The 21,623-nt window shown below is 74.0% G+C and carries 24 protein-coding genes and 1 other RNA gene; 17 read left to right on the forward strand and 8 right to left on the reverse strand.

Translation table 11 applies throughout. The features are described 5' to 3' along the window. Positions 1-722: 722 nt before the first annotated feature. The gene (locus WHI96_RS25505) at positions 723-1,301 is read right to left on the reverse strand and encodes a dihydrofolate reductase family protein (RefSeq protein WP_345651581.1); all 579 of its coding nucleotides are present in this window, start codon (positions 1,299-1,301) and stop codon (positions 723-725) included. A gap of 90 nt (positions 1,302-1,391) precedes the next feature. Here WHI96_RS25505 and WHI96_RS25510 point away from each other — a divergent pair, with 90 nt between their 5' ends. Beyond that, a complete protein-coding gene (locus WHI96_RS25510) occupies positions 1,392-1,994 on the forward strand; it encodes a TetR/AcrR family transcriptional regulator (protein WP_345651584.1) in 603 nt (200 codons plus the stop codon). Here WHI96_RS25510 and WHI96_RS25515 read toward each other — a convergent pair. Further along, positions 1,961-2,563 carry a class I SAM-dependent methyltransferase gene (locus WHI96_RS25515; protein WP_345651587.1) on the reverse strand — a complete coding sequence of 201 codons (603 nt, stop codon included), beginning with the start codon at positions 2,561-2,563 and terminating at the stop codon, positions 1,961-1,963. The two genes, WHI96_RS25510 and WHI96_RS25515, sit on opposite strands and share 34 nt — an antisense overlap. A gap of 33 nt (positions 2,564-2,596) precedes the next feature. On the opposite strand from WHI96_RS25515, the gene WHI96_RS25520 reads away from it, so the two are divergent. Beyond that, on the forward strand, positions 2,597-2,824 hold the full coding sequence (locus tag WHI96_RS25520) for an RNA-binding S4 domain-containing protein (protein ID WP_345651589.1): 228 nt from the start codon (positions 2,597-2,599) through the stop codon (positions 2,822-2,824). A 3-nt stretch (positions 2,825-2,827) separates the two neighbouring features. On the opposite strand, the gene WHI96_RS25525 is transcribed toward WHI96_RS25520, so the two are convergent. Beyond that, complete coding sequence (locus tag WHI96_RS25525; protein ID WP_345651592.1) at positions 2,828-4,882, reverse strand: acyltransferase family protein; 2,055 nt, start codon at positions 4,880-4,882, stop codon at positions 2,828-2,830. Positions 4,883-5,004: 122 nt separating this feature from the next. Beyond that, a complete protein-coding gene (locus WHI96_RS25530) occupies positions 5,005-5,841 on the reverse strand; it encodes a transglycosylase SLT domain-containing protein (RefSeq protein WP_345651594.1) in 837 nt (278 codons plus the stop codon). A 439-nt stretch (positions 5,842-6,280) separates the two neighbouring features. Between WHI96_RS25530 and soxR the strand changes: the two genes are divergently transcribed. Next, entirely contained in the window at positions 6,281-6,751 is a 471-nt protein-coding gene (gene soxR, locus WHI96_RS25535; RefSeq protein ID WP_178374282.1) for a redox-sensitive transcriptional activator SoxR, read from the forward strand. 52 nt (positions 6,752-6,803) lie between these two features. Further along, the gene (locus tag WHI96_RS25540) at positions 6,804-7,568 is read left to right on the forward strand and encodes a tyrosine-protein phosphatase (protein WP_345651599.1); all 765 of its coding nucleotides are present in this window, start codon (positions 6,804-6,806) and stop codon (positions 7,566-7,568) included. 6 nt (positions 7,569-7,574) lie between these two features. On the opposite strand, the gene WHI96_RS25545 is transcribed toward WHI96_RS25540, so the two are convergent. Continuing rightward, complete coding sequence (locus tag WHI96_RS25545; RefSeq protein ID WP_345651603.1) at positions 7,575-7,967, reverse strand: hypothetical protein; 393 nt, start codon at positions 7,965-7,967, stop codon at positions 7,575-7,577. A gap of 7 nt (positions 7,968-7,974) precedes the next feature. Next, positions 7,975-8,217: a ribbon-helix-helix domain-containing protein gene (locus tag WHI96_RS25550; protein ID WP_020621780.1), complete on the reverse strand. Its 243-nt coding sequence runs from the start codon at positions 8,215-8,217 to the stop codon at positions 7,975-7,977. Between the two features lie 126 nt (positions 8,218-8,343). On the opposite strand from WHI96_RS25550, the gene WHI96_RS25555 reads away from it, so the two are divergent. From WHI96_RS25555 to WHI96_RS25575, 5 genes are all read left to right on the forward strand, one after another. After that, the gene (locus WHI96_RS25555; protein WP_345651606.1) at positions 8,344-9,528 is read left to right on the forward strand and encodes an acyl-CoA dehydrogenase family protein; all 1,185 of its coding nucleotides are present in this window, start codon (positions 8,344-8,346) and stop codon (positions 9,526-9,528) included. A 19-nt stretch (positions 9,529-9,547) separates the two neighbouring features. Then, on the forward strand, positions 9,548-10,576 hold the full coding sequence (locus WHI96_RS25560) for an acyl-CoA dehydrogenase family protein (protein ID WP_345651609.1): 1,029 nt from the start codon (positions 9,548-9,550) through the stop codon (positions 10,574-10,576). A 101-nt stretch (positions 10,577-10,677) separates the two neighbouring features. Then, a complete protein-coding gene (locus WHI96_RS25565; protein ID WP_345651612.1) occupies positions 10,678-11,187 on the forward strand; it encodes a PadR family transcriptional regulator in 510 nt (169 codons plus the stop codon). A gap of 32 nt (positions 11,188-11,219) precedes the next feature. Continuing rightward, the gene (gene prfB / locus WHI96_RS25570; protein WP_345651615.1) at positions 11,220-12,326 is read left to right on the forward strand and encodes a peptide chain release factor 2; all 1,107 of its coding nucleotides are present in this window, start codon (positions 11,220-11,222) and stop codon (positions 12,324-12,326) included. Next, positions 12,323-13,084, forward strand: coding sequence for a hypothetical protein (locus WHI96_RS25575; protein ID WP_345651618.1), 762 nt, complete (start codon positions 12,323-12,325; stop codon positions 13,082-13,084). Before prfB ends, WHI96_RS25575 begins: the two co-directional genes overlap by 4 nt. Before the next feature lie 352 nt (positions 13,085-13,436). Here the strand turns inward: WHI96_RS25575 and WHI96_RS25580 are convergent, their stop codons facing one another. After that, complete coding sequence (locus WHI96_RS25580; RefSeq protein WP_345651621.1) at positions 13,437-14,657, reverse strand: multidrug effflux MFS transporter; 1,221 nt, start codon at positions 14,655-14,657, stop codon at positions 13,437-13,439. A gap of 65 nt (positions 14,658-14,722) precedes the next feature. Between WHI96_RS25580 and WHI96_RS25585 the strand changes: the two genes are divergently transcribed. Genes WHI96_RS25585 through ftsX form a run of 3 tightly spaced genes read left to right on the forward strand, consistent with a single transcriptional unit; the run spans position 14,723 to position 16,850 of the window. Then, the gene (locus WHI96_RS25585) at positions 14,723-15,205 is read left to right on the forward strand and encodes a MarR family winged helix-turn-helix transcriptional regulator (RefSeq protein WP_345651624.1); all 483 of its coding nucleotides are present in this window, start codon (positions 14,723-14,725) and stop codon (positions 15,203-15,205) included. Positions 15,206-15,257: 52 nt separating this feature from the next. Further along, positions 15,258-15,947 (forward strand): cell division ATP-binding protein FtsE, encoded by a 690-nt coding sequence (gene ftsE, locus WHI96_RS25590; protein WP_345651627.1) that lies wholly within the window; start codon positions 15,258-15,260, stop codon positions 15,945-15,947. Then, positions 15,948-16,850 carry a permease-like cell division protein FtsX gene (gene ftsX, locus WHI96_RS25595; RefSeq protein ID WP_345651629.1) on the forward strand — a complete coding sequence of 301 codons (903 nt, stop codon included), beginning with the start codon at positions 15,948-15,950 and terminating at the stop codon, positions 16,848-16,850. Between the two features lie 4 nt (positions 16,851-16,854). Here the strand turns inward: ftsX and WHI96_RS25600 are convergent, their stop codons facing one another. Further along, positions 16,855-17,718 (reverse strand): NmrA family NAD(P)-binding protein, encoded by an 864-nt coding sequence (locus WHI96_RS25600; RefSeq protein ID WP_345651632.1) that lies wholly within the window; start codon positions 17,716-17,718, stop codon positions 16,855-16,857. A 143-nt stretch (positions 17,719-17,861) separates the two neighbouring features. Here WHI96_RS25600 and smpB point away from each other — a divergent pair, with 143 nt between their 5' ends. The 5 genes from smpB (at position 17,862) to WHI96_RS25625 (ending at position 21,619) form a co-directional block, all read left to right on the forward strand. Beyond that, positions 17,862-18,350 carry an SsrA-binding protein SmpB gene (gene smpB / locus WHI96_RS25605; protein ID WP_060713108.1) on the forward strand — a complete coding sequence of 163 codons (489 nt, stop codon included), beginning with the start codon at positions 17,862-17,864 and terminating at the stop codon, positions 18,348-18,350. Between the two features lie 25 nt (positions 18,351-18,375). After that, positions 18,376-19,335, forward strand: a complete 960-nt coding sequence (locus tag WHI96_RS25610) for an amidohydrolase family protein (protein ID WP_345651638.1) — start codon at positions 18,376-18,378, stop codon at positions 19,333-19,335. A gap of 2 nt (positions 19,336-19,337) precedes the next feature. Next, on the forward strand, positions 19,338-20,588 hold the full coding sequence (locus WHI96_RS25615; RefSeq protein ID WP_345651641.1) for a saccharopine dehydrogenase family protein: 1,251 nt from the start codon (positions 19,338-19,340) through the stop codon (positions 20,586-20,588). 116 nt (positions 20,589-20,704) lie between these two features. After that, positions 20,705-21,086, forward strand: a transfer-messenger RNA (tmRNA) gene (ssrA, locus tag WHI96_RS25620). 179 nt (positions 21,087-21,265) lie between these two features. After that, entirely contained in the window at positions 21,266-21,619 is a 354-nt protein-coding gene (locus WHI96_RS25625; RefSeq protein WP_345651644.1) for a cytochrome P450 family protein, read from the forward strand. Positions 21,620-21,623: the final 4 nt, after the last annotated feature.

A 21,623-nucleotide genomic window follows, 5' to 3' on the forward strand; every position in this document is an offset into this window, starting at 1 on the left:
TTCTGCGACGTCAAGCAGTGGCGTGGCCTGGCCACCCGCTACGACAAGCTCGCCCTGACCTTCCGCGGCGGGGTCGTGCTGAAGACCATCCTCACCTGGCTACGCGCATTGGGAGACACTCCCTAGGGCCACCTGCCTGGCCTGTGCCGTAGCAAAGGGTCAAGTAGCGCAGCCTGCTTGTCGACTTTGGTTGATCTGCGCCAGATAGCTTCAACTTGGCTCTGTTAGCTCAACTGTTGGGTGTCGACGGTGCTGGTAGCTCAACTGAGATAAAGGCTGCTTCTCGTGTTGCTTGCTGACGTGCCCCTTGCCGGGCGCGCAGATCAACAGGATGGTGGCCCGTGCCATCCCGACGACCTCCCGGGGGCTACCACTCGGCCACCCGTGGGCGGGGCGAGCGCAGGTCGGCCGGCGGTGGCTTCGAGGGCCGCCCTCGGTCTGCGCCAGGTCGACGGGGTGGCACTCAGCGGGGCACGGGAGTCCGGCAGACGCCGGGGCTGTGACTAGATCTGTGACTGAGACGCGGCGGGACGGCCGGTCCCAGGTGCGGCGAGCTGAGACGGCGCGGGACTGTCGCCGCTGGTCAGGGTGAAATGTAGGCCATTGATGAGACGCCCAGAGACCTGCTGCTTCCGACTCATAACCCCGAGGTCGCAGGTTCGAATCCTGCCCCCGCTACCACCCACGAAGGCCCCCAGGATCTCCTGGGGGCCTTCGTCCTGTCAGGGGGTCCGCGCGTACTCGGCGACGACCACGCCGGAGCGGTACGGGGTCGACCGCACCGGCTCCCACGACCGCGGGTGGTACCCGCCGCCGTCGTCGAACAGGGGCTTGCCCGCCCCGAGCACGACCGGGTTCACCTTGAGCACCAGCCGGTCGATCTCACCGGCCAGCGCGGCGGCGAGGCGTCCGCCCCCGCAGAGCCAGATGCCGGCGCCGGGACGCTGCTTCAGCTCGCGGACGAGCTCCACCGGGTCGCGCCCGGTCAGGGTGATCCCGGCCGGCACCGCGTCGGCGGGACGGCTGCGCGACAGCACGTACTGCTCCAGGTGCGGGTACGGGTCGGCGGTGACCGGCAGGCCCGCGGCGTAGGTGTTCCAGCCCATCAGCACGGTGTCGAACCGGCTGTTGTCCGCGGTCAGCCCGAGCATCTCCAGCCCGACGGAGTGGACCGTGTCGGTCCACTCCCGAAGGATCATGTCGATGTGGTCGCCGGTCTGCGGGAAGGCGTCGAAGGTGTCGTCGGGGGCCGCGATGCGACCGTCGAGCGAGACCGCGACGTAGTAGACGAGCTCGCGCATGCGCGGACCTCCGGGTCGAGATAACCACGACGGGTGTCGTGGTCGTCGTCGAAACTACAACAGGCGTCGTGGTTCGTCTAGGGTGCCCGCATGGCACGCAACGACGACCGCAGGCAGCGGCTGGCCGACGCGGGGCTGGCCGTCCTGGCCCGCGAGGGCGCCCGGGGACTGACCCACCGCGCGCTGGACCGGGAGGCCGGCGTCCCGACCGGCACGGCGTCGAACTACTTCCGGACCCGCGCCGAGCTCGTCCGTGCGCTGGCCGACCGGATCGGGCAGCGGCTGGCGCCGGACCCGGACACCGTCGCCGGGCTGCGTGCGGGGCAGGCGGGGCCCGCGATGTTCGCCGACCACATCCGCGACATCGTGCGCCGGCTCCGTGCCGAGCGGGACGTGACGCTGGCGCTGTTCGAGCTCCGCCTGGAGGCCGCCCGGCGCCCGGAGGTCGCCGAGGTCATGGGGGAGTGGCTGCGCACCGGTTTCGCCGCCGACGTCGCCTACAACCGGGCCGCGGGGCTGCCCGGCGGGCCCGCGGAGATCGCGCTGTTCCACTACGCGGTCGACGGCCTGCTCCTGGACCGGCTGACCCTGTCGATCGACCCGGACACCCCGACCGACACCGTCGTCGACGCACTCGTCGACGGGCTGCTCCCGCCCGCTCAGGGCGCCGGTGCGACCTCCAGCACCCGGTAGCCGCGCTCGGAGGCCAGGCGGGTCGTGGGGAAGCCCTGCTCGTCGCCCAGCCACCGCTGCAGCGAGTCCGAGCCCAGGTTCTTGGCCACCACCAGGTACGCCCGCCCGTCCGGGAGGAGCCGCGGCAGCCAGCGCAGCAGCAGCTCGTGCAGTGCGGCCTTGCCGGAGCGGATCGGCGGGTTGGAGTAGATCCCGGCGAAGGCGACGTCGTCGGGGACCTCCTCGGGCCGGCAGGCGGTCACGTTGCCCAGCCCGGCCGCGTCGGCGTTCTCCCGGGTGAGGCCCAGCGCGCGCTCGTTGAGGTCCACCGCCCACACCGGCAGCCGACGGCGCCGGCTGGCCAGGGTGAGCGCGATCGGGCCGTAGCCGCAGCCGACGTCGAGCAGCGGTCCGCGGACCGGCGGCATCGGCGCCGTGTCGAGCAGCACCTTCGTCCCGCGGTCGAGGCGGCTGTGCGAGAAGACCCCGGTGTCGGTCACCAGCGACAGGTCCACGTCGGACGTGTGCAGGCGGACCGAGCCGCGGTGGCTCGCGACGGACGGCGTGGCGCTGAAGTAGTGGTCACCCACGCCGGGTGATGCTACGGCGGGGACACTGATGACATGCCGACGCCACAGCCGACCCCCCAGGACGTGCCCATCCGCGAGGAGCCGATCCGGATCGGCCAGTTCCTGAAGCTCGCCGGGCTCGCCGAGGACGGCGTGCACGCCCGCGAGATCCTGGAGGCGGGCGAGGTCACGGTCAACGGGGCACCGGAGCACCGCCGGGGCGCCCAGATCCGGCGCGGCGACGTCGTCTCCGTGGCCGGGCGGAGCGTCCGCCCGGCCTGAGGCTCACCAGCCGAGGTGGTCGAACGCCGTCGCGAGCGTCGGGGCGAGGGTCTCGGCGTAGGTGGCGGTCAGGTGGTTGTCGTCCATGTAGACGAGCACGTTGCCCACCTCGCTGCGGCAGACCGCCGGGTCGCAGATGCCGTCGGCCACGTCGGCGAACACCACGTTCGGCGGGACGCCCGGGACCGCCGACCACGGCGGGTACGGCTGGTACAGCGTGTGCCGGTCGACCTCGCAGTCCGGTGCGCCCCTGCCCTGCGTGGCGACGCAGTCAACCACGTTGAAGTCGAACCGCGGGTTGTCGCGGACCGCGACGACCGGGATCCCGGCCGCGTCGAGGCGCTGCCATGCCTGCACGAACCCCTCGGGGGTCTGCTCGTGCAGTCCGGGCCGCACGTCGCGGCTGGCCAGGGTCAGGACCGCGTCGGGGTGCATCTCGACCAGCTGGTCGTGCACCGCGGCGTTCCAGTCCGTGCAGCCCTGGTCGTCGGCGACGGTCTCCGAGCGCACCGACATCGGGCAGGCCCCGCGGAACATGCCCACCATCGACCAGTTGCGCTGCTCGGCGATCACCGCGAGCGAGGCGGCGTACTGCTGGGCGTGCGAGTCGCCGACCACGGCGACCGTCCGCTCCGAGGTCTCCGGGTCCGGCGCGGGGACGGTGCAGACCTCGAGCTCCGCGCGGTGCTCGGAGGGGCCGCAGTCCCAGCTGGTGCCGCGGTAGCTCCAGTCGTCGGGCGCCTGGACCAGCGACGGGGTCAGCTCGGCGTCGGCCGGGTCGAGCGAGGCGAGGTCGAACTGCGGGGACAGCGCCCCCGCGCCCGGATGCGACGGCGAGCCCGCCAGCACCGGCGTCGACGCCCGCGCGGCGGCCAGCCCGTACCAGGAGCCCGCCGCGACGAGCACCGTCAGCGCGAGCATCCCGCCGGTGCGCAGCGCGCGGCGGACGTCGAGCGCGGCGACCCGCTGCTCGACGAACCGATGGGTCAGCCAGGCCAGCACGAACGACGCCGCGATCACGGCGGCGCCCTGCTCGAGGTCCAGCCGTTCCTGCCCGGTGCGCACCAGCGCGAGTGTCAGGATCGGCCAGTGCCACAGGTACAGCGGGAACGAGATGTCGCCGATCGTGCGCAGCACCCGTCCCGACAGCAGGCGGTCGACGCCGAACCGGTGCCCGGACCGCCCGGCGACCAGCACCATCGCCGCGGCCAGCGTCGGCCAGAGCGCCGCCCAGCCGGGGAACGCGCGGTCGACCTGGAGCAGGATCCCGCAGGAGACCAGCGCGGCCACGCCGCCCCAGCCGAGCACCGCGCGGGTGCCGGGGGTGAGCTCCGGCCGGTCCTCGATCCGGGAGATCCACAGCGCCAGCAGCCCGCCGAGCGCGAACTCCCAGATCCGCGTCGCGGAGTGGAAGTAGGCCAGCGGCTGGTTCACCAGCGTCAGGTACACCGAGTACGCGAACGAGGCCCCGCCGACGCCGAGCAGCGTGCCGGTGAGCCGCCGGTGCAGGTCGGCCCCGTCCCGCCGGGTCGCGATGGCGACGCCGGCTACGACCAGCGGCGCGAGCAGGTAGAACTGGCCCTGGATGGACAGCGACCAGAAGTGCTGGACGATGCTCGCCGCGTTGTCGCGGGCCGCGTAGTCGACCGAGTTGTGCGCCAGCTCCCAGTTCTGCAGGAACAGCAGCGACGCGACCGTCTCCCGGACGGTCGGCATCCACCGGTTCTCCGGCAGCAGCCAGAACCCGGCCACCACGCCGGCCGTGAGGACGACCGTGATCGCCGGCAGCAGCCGGGAGAACTGGCGTCGCCAGGTGGCGAGCACGTCGACCCCGCCCCGCGCCGCCGCCCGGTACAGGCCACCGGTGATGAGGAAGCCGGTGATCAGGAAGAACACGTCGACGCCGCCGGACACCCGGCCGACCCAGACGTGGTAGACGACCACCAGCAGCACCGCCAGGGCGCGCAGGCCCTGCAGCTCCGGACGGAACCGGGAACGCGTGGCGCCCCCGACCGTCGTTCCGGTGCGGGTGGCGGGTGCTCCACCGGGGGACGTCACGAGTGGCAGCTCCTCGTTCGGGCACGGTCGGGTAAAGGGAAGTTTACGATTCGACCCCGACAACGACGACGGCGGCCACCGGGTTCCCCCGGTGACCGCCGCTCGTGGGGTCAGGGTGTCGCTCAGTATCCGATGTATCCGCCGTGGCTGCCGACCCGGCCACCCGCGTCGAGGGTGTCGATGCCGTAACGGTCGATCATGTAGCGGACGCCGGCGGTGATGTTCGCGATCGGGTCGGTGATCGCCCGGTCCGCGAAGTCGGGGTGCACGTAGGCCGCGAACGTCGAGGGGATGACCTGCATGAGGCCCTCGGACGGGTTGCCGGCGGCGGCGTTGGAGTCCCAGTTGTTGATGGCGTGCGGGTTCCCGTTGGACTCCTTGAGGATGATCCGCTTGAGCCCGGACGCGTAGGACTGGGACAGTCCCATGTGGTCCAGGGCCTCGGCGATCCAGCCGTCCAGCCCGCCCTGGGCGACGACGGCGTCGATCCGGGCCTTCTCGGCCTGGCGCGCCCGCTCGGCCGCGGCGGCCTTGGCGTGCTCGGCGGCGATCTTCGTCGCGATCTCGTGCGCCTTGCCCATGGACGCGAGGTCGGCGTCCTGGGCGGGGGCGGCGGCCTGCAGCGCGCCCGACGCGGCGGACGGCTGGGCGAAGGAGACCGGGCTGAAGAAGCCGGTGGTCGAGCCGTCCGTGGCCTTCGTGGCCGAGGGGATGTTCGCGGAGTACGCGGCCAGCGTCGTGGCGGCGGTGGTGCCGCCCTCCTCGGCGTCGGCCTGCGTCGAGGTCCCGTCCAGAGTGGTCGGGACGATCGCGGCGAACGCACCGGAGGCGAGCACGCCGAACGCGGCGCCGGTGGCGGCCGTGCGGGTGCCCGCACGGCGCGCGGCGTGTGCGGGGCCGCCGTGCCGCGGCGAACGGAGGGACGGCGCAGCGGCCGTCGCTGCGGGTGTGGTCGCCACGGGTCGGGGGAACCCGTGGTGGCCACCGGGGGAGCGGTGTCCGGGCAAGGAAACGCCTTTCAGATCACGGACGGCACCGCGCACGAACGGCCGGGTCGGGGGTCCCGGGCGAGCCGGTCGGGGAGTCCGGCTCCAGCCCGCTCGTGATCGGGCCGTGATGACTGGGAATCACCGTAGAGGGCCCTGCTGCGGGGGTCCAGCCCCGGGGTCGTCGGTCGCCGCGCGGCAGACACCGTTCACCGGTTCCGTGATCTTGAGTGCGTGCGGGACGCAACCCGGTGGACGGTGCGCCTCGGCCGACGGACGGCGGTCCCCGCAGGTGGCGGGCTCGCGACGAATGGCGCAATACTGGAGCCGGCTCGAGGTTTGTACGGGCCGTCCCGATGCGCGGAGCGGCGTGTGGGAGCGGCCGCAGCGGGGTAGCGGGACGGGGGACGGGATGGACACGGGCGACCTGTTGACCATCGGGGAGATCGTCGAGCGCAGCGGGTTCCCGCACTCGGCGTTGCGCTACTACGAGCGCGAGGGGCTGATCTCCGCGACCCGGACCTCGGGCAACCAGCGCCGCTACCGGCGCAGCGTGCTGCGCAGACTCGCCTTCGTCCGGGCCGCCCGGTCCATCGGGATCGGGCTGGAGGAGGTCCGCGCCGCCCTCGACGCGCTGCCCGCGGACCGCACGCCGACCCGGTCGGACTGGGCGCGGCTGTCGCGGTCCTGGCGTGGCAGGCTCGACGAGCAGATCGACGCGCTGACCGCCCTGCGCGACGGCCTCGACGGCTGCATCGGCTGCGGCTGCCTGTCGATGACGACCTGCCGGCTGGTCAACCCCGGCGACGCCGCCGCCGCGTACGGCGACGGTGCCCGGGTGCTGCCCGCCGCGCTGCGCCGCCCGCCGGTGCACGGCCGGTGAACCCTCCGTCGTGACGGCTGCCGTGGCGCCCCGGGCTGCCTAACCTGGGGTCGTGACCGATCTCGTACCGGACCGCTGGTTGACCGTCGACGGCCTCGCCAACGCCCGTGACGTCGGCGGCCTCCCGCTCGACGGCGGGGGCCGCGTCCGCACCGGCGTCCTGCTGCGCACCGAGTCCCTGGAGGGGCTGGGCCCGGCCGCCGTCGCGTACCTGACCGACGAGCTGGGCGTCGCCCAGGTGCTGGACCTGCGCACCGACCACGAACGCACGACCTACGGCCTCGGTGCGCTCGCCGACGCCGGGGTGCCGGTGCACCGGCTCAGCTTCATCCCCGAGACCGGCATCGCGCTGCCCGAGACCGGGGACGCCCACGCGGCGCTCGATCCGATGCTCGGCCACTACCTCGCCTACCTGGAGGGCCGCGGCGAGTACGTCGTCGACGGGGTCCGCCGGATCGCGGCCCCGGACTCCGGCACGACCGTCGTGCACTGCGCGGCGGGCAAGGACCGCACCGGAGTGCTCGTCGCGCTGGTGTGCGCCGCGGTCGGGGTGCCGCGGGCGGAGATCACCGCCGACTACGCGCTGTCCGCGACCCGGATCGACGCCCTGTTCGAGAAGTGGACGACCGCCTCCGGTGAGCCGATGCCGCCCGCCGAGGAGATCGACCGGCACCGCCCCCGGGCCGAGGTCATGGCCGAGTTCCTGCGGATGCTCGACGAGCGCCACGGCGGACCGGTCGGCTGGCTGCGCGAGAACGGCCTCACCGACGACGAACTGGCGCGCCTCCGGGCCCGGCTGCGCGACGAGAGCGCCTGAGCGCGCTCAGGGCAGCTCCTCGATCGGCACCGTCGGGTCGAGCTTGCGCAGCGACCCCGGGTCCCCGGTGACCGCGGGCCAGCCCCGCCGCCGGGCGGCGGTGACGACCTGGCCGGTCACGATGTCGTCGAGCCCCTGGGAGGCGAGCAGCAGCCCGGCCTCCTGGGCACTCTCCGGGGACAGCTCGTGGATCACGGTGTTCGGCAGGCCCAGCAGGACCTGCAGCGCGGCGTGGTGCTCGGCGTCGACCATCGACCAGGCGCGGCCGAGGGCGGCGCTGGGCACCGCGAGCACGATGTTCTCCTCCACCGCGGCCCAGACCAGGGCACGCATGTAGACGGGGCGACCGGTCGCGAAGGCCGCCAGAGCCGAGGAGTCGAGGACGCGTCCGCCGATCATCGCGGGCTCAGCCGACGGCCACGGGCGGGACCGGGCGCAGCGAACGGCGCGCGGCATCCAGCTCGTCGGCCGGCGGGGGGCCGCCGTAGAGGTCGGCCAGGGTGGCCAGGGACCGGTCCCGGTCCTGGCGTGCCTGCACGGCCTCCGCCACGTAGGCGGACAGGCTCGCCGCCGATCCGCGGGACACCGCGTCCCTCGCCTCGGCCACCAGCTCCGCCGGCAGCGTGACCGTCACCCGCTCGCTGCGCATACCGAAAGGCTACTCCCTGCATACCGCCCGGGCCACGGACACGCCGCGGGAAGCAGGTTACCGGCGGGTATGGAAGGCTCCCGGGTGGGACAGTGCCGACCTCACACGCAGAACGGGTGCTCATCCATGGACCTGACCTTCACCCCGGCCGAGGAGGAGTTCCGCGCGGAGCTGCGCTCCTGGCTCGGCGCCCACATCCCGCAGGAGTGGACCCGCCCCGGGTTCTGGGAGTCCCTGGAGGACTCCGAGAGCTTCCGCCTGCGGCGCGACTGGGAGCGCGACAAGGCCGACGCCGGGTTCGCCGGCATCCAGTGGCCCGTCGAGTTCGGCGGCCGCGGCGGGACCCCCGGCATGAAGGCCATCTACGACGAGGAGACCGTCCGCGCCCAGGCGCCGCGCACGGTCAACCCGCTCGGGCTGACCTTCCTCGCACCGACGGTCATGGCGATCGGCACCGACGCGCAGAAGAAGGAGATCATCGGCCCGATGCTGCGCAACGAGGTGATCTGGTGTCAGGGCTTCTCCGAGCCCGGCGCCGGGTCCGACCTCGCGGCGCTGAACACCCGAGGTGTCCGCGACAGTGACGACCGGGGTGACCACTTCGTCGTCAACGGGCAGAAGGTCTGGACCACCAACGCCGTGCACGGCGACAAGATCTTCACCATGGTCCGCACCGAGGCCGGGTCGGAGAAGCACCGCGGCATCTCGATGCTGCTCATCGACATGGACCAGCCCGGCGTCACCGCGCGCCCGCTGCGCCAGATGAGCGGGGCCAGCGAGTTCGGCGAGGTCTTCTTCGACGACGCCCGCGTCCCGGTCGCCGACTGCCTCGGCGAGATCGGTGACGGCTGGCGCACCGCGATGCTGCTGCTCTCGTTCGAGCGCGGCGCGTCCGGCATCTCCCAGTACACCGAGTTCCGTCGTCAGTACGACGAGATCGCCGCCGTCGCCCGGAAGCTGGGCCGTGCGGGTGACCCGGTCGTCCGCGACGACCTCGCCCGCGTCCTGGTCGAGCTGGAGTGCCTGCGGCTGCACTCGATGCACGTGCTCACCCAGGTCGAGCAGGGCCGCGACCTCGGCTTCGAGGCGTCGATGACCAAGCTGCAGTGGTCCGAGGCGTTCCAGGACCTCTGGGAGGTCTACGACCGGATCCTCGGCGAGGACGCCACGCTCGACGCGCTGCCCGACGGCACCGACCTGCGCCCGCTGCACGCCCAGGCCATGTGGTCGCGCTCGGTCACCATCTGGGGCGGCTCGTCCCAGGTGCAGCGCAACGTCACCGCCGAGCGCGTGCTCGGCCTGCCCCGCTGATCCGCAGGAGGAGTCACCGATGTTCTTCGCACTCACCCGGGACCAGCAGGAGTTCGGCACCGCGGTGCGCGACTACCTGGCCGAACGGTTCGACCTCGCCGCCGTGCGGACGGTCGTGGAGAACCCGTCCGACGACGGCAACCCGGCGTCGCTGTGGCGCGCCGCAGGCGAGCAGGGGTGGACCGCGGTCACCGTCGACGAGGACCACGACGGCCTCGGCCTCGGTCTGGTCGAGGCGCAGGTGATCGCCCGCGCGCTCGGGGCGGGGGTCGCCCCCGGCCCGTGGCGCGGCACCGTGCTCGCCGCCGACGCGATCCGGCTCGCCGGCTCCGACGAGCAGAAGGCGGCCTGGCTGCCGAAGCTCGCCGCGGGCGAGGCGGTCGGCGCGTTCACCACCCGCGGCAGCGCCGCGACCGGCCTGCAGGTGGTGGAGTACGGCGCCGTCGCCGACGTCGTCGTCGCCCCGGCCGAGGACGGCCTGCCCGGGCTGGCGCTGGTCACCGGCGCCACGGCGTCGCCGGTCGGCAGCTACGACGGCACCACCCGGCTCGCGTCGCTGGGCGGCGGGACCGTCGAGGCGCTGCCCGGCACCACGGTCGAGCTGCAGAAGCAGCTGACCGACAGGGCGACCGTGCTGGTCGCCGCGGACCTGGTCGGCATCGCCCGCGAGGCACTGACCCGCACCGTCGCCTACGACCGCGAGCGCACCCAGTTCGGTGTGCCCGTCGGGTCGTTCCAGGCCCTCAAGCACGCGCTGGCCGACCTGCACGTCGGGGTCACGATGGCCGAGCACGCCGCGCTCCACGCCGCGCACGCGGTCGACGCCGGACTCGACGGTGCCGAGCTCGCCGTCGCCGTCGCCAAGGCCAAGAGCAGCGACGTGGCGCTCCAGGCGACGGCGGCGATGATCCAGTTCCACGGCGGCATCGGCTACACCTGGGAGCACGAGGCGCACTTCTTCTACAAGCGCGCCAAGCGGCTCGCCGGCCAGTACGGCGACGTCGCCGTCTCCCGCGAGCGGGTCGCCTCCCTGACCATCGGGGCCTGATCCGTCCGTGGACAGCGTGAGGCCACAGTGCACCCCGTCTGCTCAGGGCGGATGTGCGCTGTGGACTCGCGCGCCCGACCCGGACGTGGGACCGTCGGACGATGGCACCCGTCACACCGGTCAACGCCACCGCCGCCGCCCTCCTCGGTCTGCTCCACGGCGGGCCGATGACCGGCGGGCAGCTCGTGGCGGCGGCCGGTGAGCGGTTCGGCCTGTTCTTCTCCGTCACCCGCAGCCAGGTCTACCGGGAGCTGCCCGCCCTGACCGAGGAGGCGCTGCTGCGCCTGGGCAAGCAGGGTCCGCGGGCCAGCCAGCAGTACGTGATCACCGCCGCCGGCAAGCGGTCGTTCAAGCACTGGCTCGCCACCGGCGGCGACGCCGACGCCGTCCGCAGCCCGCTGGTGCTGCGGCTGCTGCACGCGGGGACACTGACGGTCAAGCAGCGCACCGAGCTCGTCGCCGCCGCCCGCGAGGCCTACGCCGAGCGGCTCGCGACGGCCCGCGCCGCCGCCCGCGCGACCGACGACCCCTACGGCCGTCCGGTCGCGGACTTCGCGGTCGCCCACACCCGGGCGATGATCAAGCTGATCGACGCGATCCCCCAGGACTGAACCGGGTCCCACCCCGCGTACCCTCGACCGTTGTGAACTCCGACGTCCAGGCCGACCTGAAGGACCTCGACACCACCCTGTCCAGCATCGAGGCCGTCGCCGACGTGCCCCGGCTGCGCCAGGAGATCGAGGAACTGTCCGAGCAGGCGGGCCGGCCGGACCTCTGGGACGACGTCGACGCCGCCCAGCAGATCACCAGCCGGCTGGCCTACGCCCAGGGCGACCTGCGCCGGCTCGACGACCTGCGTCGCCGTCTCGACGACGTGCCGGTGCTCTACGAGCTCGCCGAGGACGAGGGCGACGAGTCCGCCGTCGCCGACGCCGACGCCGAGCGCGCGAAGCTGCGCAGCGAGATCTCCTCGCTGGAGGTCCGCACCCTGCTCTCGGGCGAGTACGACGAGCGCGAGGCCCTGGTGACCATCCGGTCCGAGGCCGGGGGCATCGACGCCGCCGACTTCGCCGAGATGCTGCTCCGCATGTACCTGCGCTGGGCCGAACGCCACGGCTACGGCACCGACGTCTACGAGACGTCCTACGCCGAGGAGGCCGGCATCAAGTCGGCCACCTTCGCCGTCCACGCGCCGTACGCGTTCGGGACGCTGTCGGTCGAGGCCGGCACCCACCGCCTGGTGCGGATCTCGCCGTTCGACAACCAGGGGCGGCGCCAGACGTCGTTCGCCGGCGTCGAGGTGGCCCCGGTCGTCGAGACCTCCGACCACATCGAGATCGACGAGAAGGACCTGCGGGTCGACGTGTTCCGCGCGTCCGGGCCCGGCGGCCAGGGCGTCAACACCACCGACTCGGCGGTCCGGCTGACCCACATCCCGTCCGGGATCGTCGTCGCCTGCCAGAACGAGCGCTCCCAGCTGCAGAACAAGGCGTCGGCGATGGCCGTGCTGCAGGCGAAGCTGCTGGAGCGGCGCCGCCAGGAGGAGCGCGAACTGCGCGACTCGTTCAAGGAGGCCGGGTCCTCCTGGGGCAACCAGATGCGCAACTACGTGCTGCACCCGTACCAGCTGGTGAAGGACCTGCGCACCGAGCACGAGGAGGGCAACCCCTCGCAGGTGCTCGACGGCCAGATCGACGAGTTCATCGAGGCCGGCATCCGCTGGCGTAAGCAGAGCGAATCGGCCTCGTGAGCCTGGGTCGCCCGGCGTCCGCCGTCTGCGGCGCCCTCCTCGTCCTCACCCTGGCCGGATGCACGGCCGGGGCCCCGGAGCCGTCCGCCGACGGGGCGCCGCCCGCGTCCGCCGCGCCGTCGGCGCAGGACACCGTGGCCGCCGCGGGCACCGCGCTCGCCGACGCCGGGTCGGCGCGGGTCGACGTCGAGGTGGACTCGGTCACCGGCCCGGTGCGCGCCTCCGGCCCCGCCCGCTTCACCCCGTTCGCCGCGGACCTCACCGTCGCCCTCGGCACCCGTGGTGCGCAGGTCAGGGTGCTCGACGACCGTGCCTGGGTCCGGTTCGGCGGCAGTGACCGCTGGCAGCCGCTGTCCACGGGGCTCCTCCCGGTCGGCGCCGTCGGCGGGATGCTGCACTCCGCCCCCGGGCTGCGCGACGTCGTCGCCGCGCCGGGGACCACCGACGTCGACGGCGTCGCCGCGACGACCTACACCGGGTCGGTGGACCTCGCCGCCGCACGGGCCGGCGCCCCGGACCCGGCGGTCGGGACCCGTCTCGACGAGCTCGCCGGGCTGGTCTCGCCGACCCCGCGGTTCACCGCCTGGCTCGGTGCCCCGGACGCCGCCGCCCCCGCCGACCGCGGACGGCTGCTCCGGCTGCGCCTGGAGCCGCAGGCCCCGGCCACCGGGACGCAGAACGCCGGCGCCGCGGTCCCGGGCGCGGTGACCGTCTCCTTCGCCGACCCCGGGCTGCCGGTGGAGATCACCGCCCCCTGACCGACGGGCCCCGCGCCCCGTCGTTCCGGCGCCGCGCCCCGCACGTCGCGCCCCGCACGTCGCGGCTCGCACCTCGCGGCTCGGCGGTTCGTGCCTCGTGCCTCGCGGGCCCCGCGTCGCGGTCTGCGCCTCGCCCCGAGTCGGCCGCGGTGCGCCGAGATGCACCTCAGCGGGCCGTGGAGATCGACAGTTCCCGCTGAGCTGCATCTCGGCGTCGCGGCGGCCGGGTTCCGTCGGCGAGATGCAGCGGAGGGTCGTGCGAGGGGGCGATGGACAGCCCTGAGCTGCATCTCGACGAGTGTCGGGTGCGGCGCGCGAGCCCGGGCCGGGCTGCGGTGTGGGGAGGGCGAGGTCAGCGGGTCGCGGTCACCCCGCGGGTCAGGGCGGCGAGCGACACGGCGGACAGCGTGGCCGCGGTCAGCATGGTCACCGCCATCGCCGTCGCGCTCGACCCGACCAGCGGCGAGACCAGGGCGCCGAGGCCGAACTGGGTGGCTCCCAGCAGGGCCGAGCCCGTCCCGGCGCGGTCGCGGACCTCGCCGGTGGCCAGCGCCGCGCTGTTGCCCATCACGAACCCGAGCGTGGTCAGCGTCGCGAACAGCAGGACCAGCACCGGCCAGCGCGCGGCCCCCAGCAGCACGACGACCAGCAGGGCCGCGCACAGCACCACCAGGCCACGGACGGCGGTCACGAGCTGGCGCCGCGGGGCGACCCGCACGGCGAGCCGGCTGCTGGTGATGTTGCCCAGCACCAGCCCGGCGGCGTTCGTTCCGAAGGCGAGTGCGTACTGCGTCGTGGAGAGGCCGAGGGTCTGCTGCAGCACGAACGGCGACCCGGAGATGTAGGCGAACATCATCGAGAACGACGTGGCGAACGCCAGCACGTAGCCGACGTACCGCCGGCGGCGCAGGAGCGCGCCGACGTCGGAGAAGGTCCGTCGCACACCGCCGGAGGTACGGGCCGGGGCCGGCAGCGTCTCGTGCACCGCGAGCAGCGCGGAGACCAGCATGAGCAGCGCGAGCCCGGCGAGCACCACGAAGACGCCCCGCCAGCCGACCACCCCGCCCAGCGAGCTGCCGATCACCGGCGCGACCACCGGTGCGATCCCGTTGATCGCCATCATCAGCGAGAACAGCTGCGCGGTCCGCGCGCCGGTGGTGCGGTCGGAGATCATCGCGCGGCTCAGCACCAGGCCGGCGGCCCCGCCGAAGCCCTGCAGGAACCGGGCGACGACGAGCACCGCGACCGACGGCGCGACCGCGCTCGCCAGGCACGCGACGCACAGCAGGACCGTGCCGGCGAGGACCAGGCGTCGCCGCCCCCAGCCGTCCGAGAGCGGGCCGATCACCAGCTGACCGACCGCCAGCCCCACCAGGAACGCGGTCAGGGTCAGCTGCGCCGCCGACGCCGACGCCCCCAGCTCGGCCGCCACGGTCGGCAGCACCGGCAGGTACATGTCGGTGGCCAGCGGCGCCACCGCCGTCAGCAGCGCGAGAACGCTGATCCACACGCCGTCCGGCACGGCGCGCCCCCGCGTCGTCCTCGGCGCGGCCCGCTCGGTCCCCACGGTCATGACGGTCCTCTCGCACGGCAATCAGCTATGAAACTATATATGGAACATCGAGTAGTATCGCGGCGGTGACGACGGTCGAGGAGCGCGACGACGACTGGGCGGCGCTGGTCGAGGCGGTGCACGACCTGTCGCGCGTCCTGCGGTCGGCGGGGGAGCGTGCGGTCGGGCTGGACGCGATCACCGGGTCCGAGCACGAGGTCCTGCGGTGGGTCTCCGCGCGCCCCGGGCACCCCGTCTCGGCGGTGGCCCGCGGGCTCGGTCTGCAGGCCAGCAACGTCAGCACCACCGTCCGGTCGCTGGTCGGGCGGGATCTCGTGGAGCGACGGACCGACCCGGCCGACGGCCGTCGTGCCCTGCTCCACCCCACGGCGCGGGCCGTCCGGCACCGCGAGCTCCTCGACGCGGCCTGGACGCGGCAGATCCGGCGCGCGCTCGGCGACCTGGACGCCACCGACGCCGTCGCGCTGCGTGCGGCGGCCCCCGTCCTGGGCCGGCTCGCCGGTGCGCTCGACCCGTCGCGGGACCCGGTCGCCGCCGGACCGGCCTGACGGGCGTGTCGTCACGGCCCGTGTACTCCGGGCGGCGGTACCGTCCCGCTCCGTGATCGAGCTGCGGGACGTCACCAAGCGCTACCCGGCGTCCGGGCGTCCGGCGCTGGACCGGGTCTCCGCGACGGTCGGTGCGGGCGAGTTCGTGTTCCTGATCGGACCGTCCGGGTCGGGCAAGTCGACGCTGCTGCGGCTGCTGCTGCGCGAGGACGTCCCCACCTCGGGATCCATCCTCATCGACGGCCTCGACGTCGCCGGGCTGCCCCGGCGCAAGGTGCCGCGGCTGCGCCAGCGGATCGGCTGCGTGTTCCAGGACTTCCGGCTGCTGCCCAAGCGCACCGTCGCCGGCAACGTCGCGTTCGCGCTCGAGGTGCTGGGGCGCACGCCGTCGGAGATCCGGATCGCCGTCCCGGAGCTGCTGGAGATGGTGGGGCTGCAGGGCAAGGCCGGGCGGCTGCCGCACGAGCTGTCCGGCGGCGAGCAGCAGCGCGTGGCGATCGCCAGGGCGTCGGTCAACCGGCCCCCGCTGCTGCTGGCCGACGAGCCCACCGGCAACCTCGACCCCGAGACCGGGCGGGAGATCATGCAGGTCCTGGAGCGCATCAACCGCGCGGGCACCACGGTGCTGATGGCCACCCACGACTCGTCCGTCGTGGACGCGATGCGCCGCCGGGTGATCGAGCTGGCCGACGGCGGCGTGCTGCGTGACGAGGCCCGCGCGGTGTACGGGGCGGGCCGGTAGATGCGCCCCGCCCTGCTCACCCGCGAGGTCTCCTCCGGCCTGCGCCGCAACGTCACGATGACCGTCGCGATGGTGCTGACCACCGCGGTCACCCTGATGTCGGTCGGTGCGGGCCTGCTCGTGCTGCGCACCATCGACGACATCTCCGCGCTCTACACGAACCGGCTCGAGATCCAGGTGGCGCTCACCCCGGACGTCTCGGAGACCGACCCGGACTGCAGCCGGCCGACGTGCGCGTCGGTGCGGAGCGCGCTGGAGGCCGCCCCGGGCGTCGGCTCGGTCGCGTTCGAGTCCCAGCAGCAGGCCTACACCCGCTTCCGCGAGCTGTTCGCCGGGCAGTCGGTCGCCGACGTCGCCCGGCCGCAGTCGCTGCCCGCCACGCTGCGGGTCACCCTGACCGACCAGCAGGCGGGCGCCGCGGCCGCCCGGGCCGCCGTCGAGGGCCGGCCGGGGGTGCGCGGGGTGATCGACCAGCGCGACGTCGTCGGGACCCTGTTCGACTTCCTGAACGGGGTGCGCAACGTGGCGTTCGCGCTCGCCGTCGTGCAGGCGCTCGCGGCGGTCCTGCTGATCTCCAACACGGTGCAGGTGTCGGCGTTCATGCGGCGCACCGAGGTCGGCGTGATGCGCCTGGTCGGGGCGACGCGGTGGACCACCCAGCTGCCGTTCCTGGTCGAGGCCGCCGTCGCCGGGGCCGTCGGCGGGGCGCTCGCCGGGATCGGCCTGGTCGCGGCCAAGTACGCCGTCGTCGACGACCTGTTCGCCGCGGTGGGTCAGGCCGGCGTGATCCCGCCGGTCCGGATCACCGACGTGCTGGTGGTCTCGGCGCTGCTCGTGCCCACCGGGGCCCTCGTCGCGGGGGTCACCGGCTACGTGACCCTGCGCGCCTACGTGAAGGTCTGAGCGCTCACCCCGCGGGGGCGAACGCCGCGGCGTGGTCGCGGGCGAACTCCTCCAGGGTGCGGGCCGGGTGGCCGGTGAGGACGGCCACGGAGTCGTCCACCCGCGCCGCCTCGCCCCGCCCGTAGTGGGCGTAGTCCTCGACCAGTCCGGCGGCCTGCCAGGGTGGCAGCACCCCGTCCAGCGCGGCGGCGAACGCCTCCGGGACGAGGTCGTCGAACGCGACCGGGTGCCCGGTGGCCCGGGTCAGGGCCGCGGCGATCTCGGCGTGAGTGACGGCGCGCGGCCCGGTGAGGTCGTGCACCGCACCGTCCGGTCCGGCGCCGGTGAGCACGGCCGTGGCGGCGTCGGCGATGTCGCGCACGTCGACCGCGCTCACCGCGGCGTCGCCGATCGGGGCGCCGAACCGGCCGGTCGCGGCGACCAGGGGGGCGAAGGCCAGCAGGCCCTGCAGGAACAGGTTCGGCCGCAGCACCACGTGGCCGATCCCCAGGTCGTGGACGTGCTGCTCCACCGCGGCGTGCCAGCGCAGGAACCGCACCGGGGAGTCCGCCCGCGCCGCGAACTGCGACAGCAGCACCAGCCGGGACACCCCGGCGGTCGCGGCGGCGTCGGCCACCGCGATCTGGGTGGTCGCGGCGTCGGGGGCCGAGGGCGAGTTGAGGAACGCCGCGTCGACCCCGTGCAGCGCCGCGGCGACGGCGTCCGGGTCGCGCAGGTCGCCCCGCACGACCTCGACGCCGCCGGCGTCGCCGAGGCGGTCGGGGTCGCGGACCAGTGCCCGCACCGTCACCTCGTGACCGGCCAGCGCGGTCAGCAGGTGCCCGCCGATCCCGCCGGTCGCCCCGGTCACCAGCACCGTCGTCGTCATGTCCGCCTCCTGTGATCATCGGTCTGAAACGAGAGCACTGCTCTCGCAATCGAGTCTGCACGCGGCGGCGCCGAAGTGCAAGAGCACTGCTCCGGCGATGCCGCGGTCGGATACCGGTGGCGGTGCGCGGGTAGGCTGGTCGTGTGAAGGAACAGGGCCGGAAGGTGATCGCGCAGAACCGTCGGGCCCGGCACGACTACGCGATCCTGGAGGAGTTCGAGGCCGGGGTCGCGCTCAAGGGGACCGAGGTGAAGAGCCTCCGTCTGGGCCGGGCGTCACTGGTCGACGCCTTCGCCACCATCGACGACGGCGAGATCTTCCTGCGCAACCTGCACATCCCGGAGTACGTGCGCGGCAGCTGGACCAACCACGAGCCGCGCCGCACCCGCAAGCTGCTGCTGCACCGCGGGGAGATCGACCGGCTGATGGGCAAGACCCGCGAGGGCGGGCTCACCCTGGTGCCGCTGTCGCTGTACTTCAACGACGGCAAGGTCAAGTGCGAGATCGCGCTCGCCAAGGGCAAGAAGGACTACGACAAGCGCCGCGACCTGGCCAAGAAGGACGCCCAGAAGGAGATCGCGCGCGCCGTCGGCCGTGCGGCCAAGGGGCGGGCCCGGGACCTGCGCGGCTGAGCCACGGCCCGCCTAGGGTGGGGCCGTGGATCTCCCTCCGCCGCCGGTCGACGACGCCGACGTGCCCCGCTGGACCGCCGAGCTGGACCTGCCCGGCCTGGTCGACGTGCACGTGCACTTCCTGCCCCAGCGGATGCTCGACAAGGTCTGGGCCTACTTCGACGCCGCCGAGACCCACTACGGCACCCCGTGGCCCGTGCAGTACCGGCTGTCCGAACAGGAGCGGTACGCGATCCTCGAACGCCTCGGGGTGCTCGCGTTCGCGCCCCTGACCTACCCGCACAAGCCGGGCATGGGGGAGTGGCTCACCGGCTGGGCCGGCGGGTTCGCCGACGCCCACCCGCGCGCGGTGCGCACCGCGACGCTCTACCCGGAACCGTCCGTCGTGGACTACCTCGGCCGTGCCGTCTCCGACGGGGCGCGGATGGTCAAGGTGCACGTCCAGGTCGGCGGGTTCGACCCGCGCGACCCCCTGCTGCGCGACGCCTGGGGCCTGCTGGCCGACGCGGGTGTGCCCGCCGTCGTCCACTGCGGTGACGGCCCGATCCCCGGCGAGCACACCGGGCTCGGGATCTTCGCCGAGGTGCTCGCGGCGCACCCGGGGCTGCGGATCGTGCTGGCGCACGCGGGCATGCCGGACTTCCGGGGTGCGCTGGAGCTGCTGGACCGGTTCCCGAACCTGGTGCTCGACACGACGATGGTCGGCACCGCGTTCTCCCGGCGGATCGCGCCGCTGCCGCCGGACTGGCCGGCACGCCTGGCCGAGCACCCGGGGCGGATCGTGCTCGGCACCGACTTCCCCAACATCCCCTACCCCTACGCCGAGCAGCTCGCCGCGATCGCGGGCTGGGCCGCCGCCGAGCCCCGCCTCGGCGCGGCGTTCCTGCGCTCGGTCCTGTACGACGCCCCGGCCGCGCTGCTGGGCGTCGACCCCGTCCGACACGCCACCCCCGGCCCCGCGGCCGAGACCCCGAGGAGCTCGTAGACATGGTCAGCCCGCAGAACGACGGGAGCGGCGCGGCCGCCCCGGTCGACATCGCCCTCTACGGCGCGACCGGCTTCGTCGGCGGCCTCATCGCCCGTCACCTCGCCGAGCACGCCCCGCCCGGGGTGCGCATCGCGCTGGCCGGCCGCTCCGAGGCGAAGCTCGCCGCCACCCGGGCGGCGCTGCCCGCGTCGGCGCGGGACTGGCCGCTGATCGTCGCCGACGCCGCCGACCCGGCCGCGACCGACCGGCTCGCCACGGGCGCGCGCGTCGTGCTGAGCACGGTCGGCCCGTACGCGAAGTACGGCCTGGGGCTGGTCGGGTCGTGCGCGCGGGCCGGCACCCACTACGCCGACCTCACCGGTGAGGTGCTGTTCGTCCGCGAGGCGATCGACCGCTTCCACGACACCGCCCGCGCCAGCGGCGCGCGGATCGTGCACTCCTGCGGCTACGACTCCGTCCCCTCCGATCTGGGGGTGTTCCTCGCGCACCGGGCCGCGCAGGCCGACGGCGCGGGTGGGCTCACCGAGGTCCGCACGGTCGCGACGATGCGCGGCGGGGTCTCCGGCGGCACGGTGGACTCGTTGCGCGGGCAGCTCGACACCGTCCGCACCGACCGCGACGCCCGGCGCCTGGCCGCCCGCCCGCACTCGCTGAGCCCCGACCCGTCGGCCGAGCCGACGCCGTCGCAGCCGGGTGACGCGGGACCACCCGCCCGGCTCCCGGACGGCACCTGGACCGCGCCGTTCGTGATGGCGTCCTACAACACCCGGATCGTGCGCCGCTCCAACGCGCTGCTCGACCACGCCTACGGTCGCGGCCTGCGCTACGGCGAGCTCCAGGGCTGCGGTCGCGGGGTGTCCGGGGCGGTCACCGCGGGTGTGGTCACCGGCGGGCTCGGCGCGCTCGTGGGCGCGTTCATGGTGCCGCCGATCCGCCCGCTGCTCGACCGGGTGCTGCCCGCGCCCGGGACCGGGCCGTCGGAGCGGACCCGCGAGCGCGGCTGGTTCCGGATGGACGTGCGTGCCGAGACCGAGTCCGGGCGTCGCTACCGGGTGCGGGTCTCCGGCCCCGGCGACCCCGGCTACGGGGCCACCGCGGTGATGTTCGGCGAGGCGGGCCTCGCACTGGCCCTGGGCGGGTCCGCGCTGCCCGACCGCGCGGGCTGCCTCACCCCGGCCACCGCGCTGGGTGACGTGCTGGTCGACCGGCTGCGGGCCGCGGGGCACACCTACGAGGTCGCGGCGGGGTGACACGCCACCAGCGGTAACCGGGATGATCGGGCGGGCGCGGGGCGTTATGCTGTGCGTCCGCCCGGGTACGTCCGTGCGGAGTGCAGGTGGACTGCGGGTCCTCCGGGACCCGACCAGGGGGTGAACGGTTTCGACTCCGATCGTTGATCGAGGTGAAGCGTGCCGAGGAAGGCGACGATGATCTCGTTAACCATGCGTCGCAAAAAAATAAGTGCCGACAACAGTCGCACTGCCCAGAGCGCTTACGCGCTCGCTGCCTGATTCTCAGGTAGGGGCTGTCGGGCCGGAGGCGTCCCCGCTCCGGGTCCCGACATCATTCAGGGGACTCACCCTGCGGTTCGGCCGCGGAACCGCAGGGGACATCCCACAGCGGCTGGGATCGTCACACCGGCTTGTTCGCGTGACCGGTGGATCCGAGTAGAGACAGAGCGGACTGCGCACGGAGAAGCCCTCGTGAACCGACGGAGGACCCGGGTTCGATTCCCGGCACCTCCACCGCCCAGCGGCCCCGTCCCGACCCCGGGACGGGGCCGTTCCTGTTTCTGCCGAGGATCGTCGCGATGGAACCGAGCCTTGCTGACCTCTCCTGGTGGGAGCGAAGCCGACGACCGCCGTGACCGACCCCATCGACCCGCCCGCGGAGCTCGCCCGCATCCGAGCTGCCGCGGGTCCTGACCGTGACCCACATCGGCCGTCGCCGGGTCGCGACCGAGGACCGGGAGATCGGCGGGGTCACGGTCCGGGCGGGCGAGCAGGGCGTTGTGCTCGCCGCCGAGGCCGCCGACCGCGAGCCCCGTGGTCGCACCCCGACGAGGTCGACGTGTCCCGCGGGACGAACCGGCACCTCACGTTCGGGCTCGGGGGTGCACCAGTGCCCGGGGAAGCCGCTGGCCCGTCCGGACCTGCAGATCGCCCACCCGGCGCTGCTGCGACGCCTCCCGGGACTGCGGGCCACCGTGCCGGACTCGGAGATCCCGTTCCGCGACGACATGGCCGTCTACGGCGTGCACGCGCTGCCGGTGGCATTCTGATGGC

This window comes from Pseudonocardia tropica (assembly GCF_040105315.1).
Taxonomy (GTDB): Bacteria; Actinomycetota; Actinomycetes; order Mycobacteriales; family Pseudonocardiaceae; genus Pseudonocardia; species Pseudonocardia alni.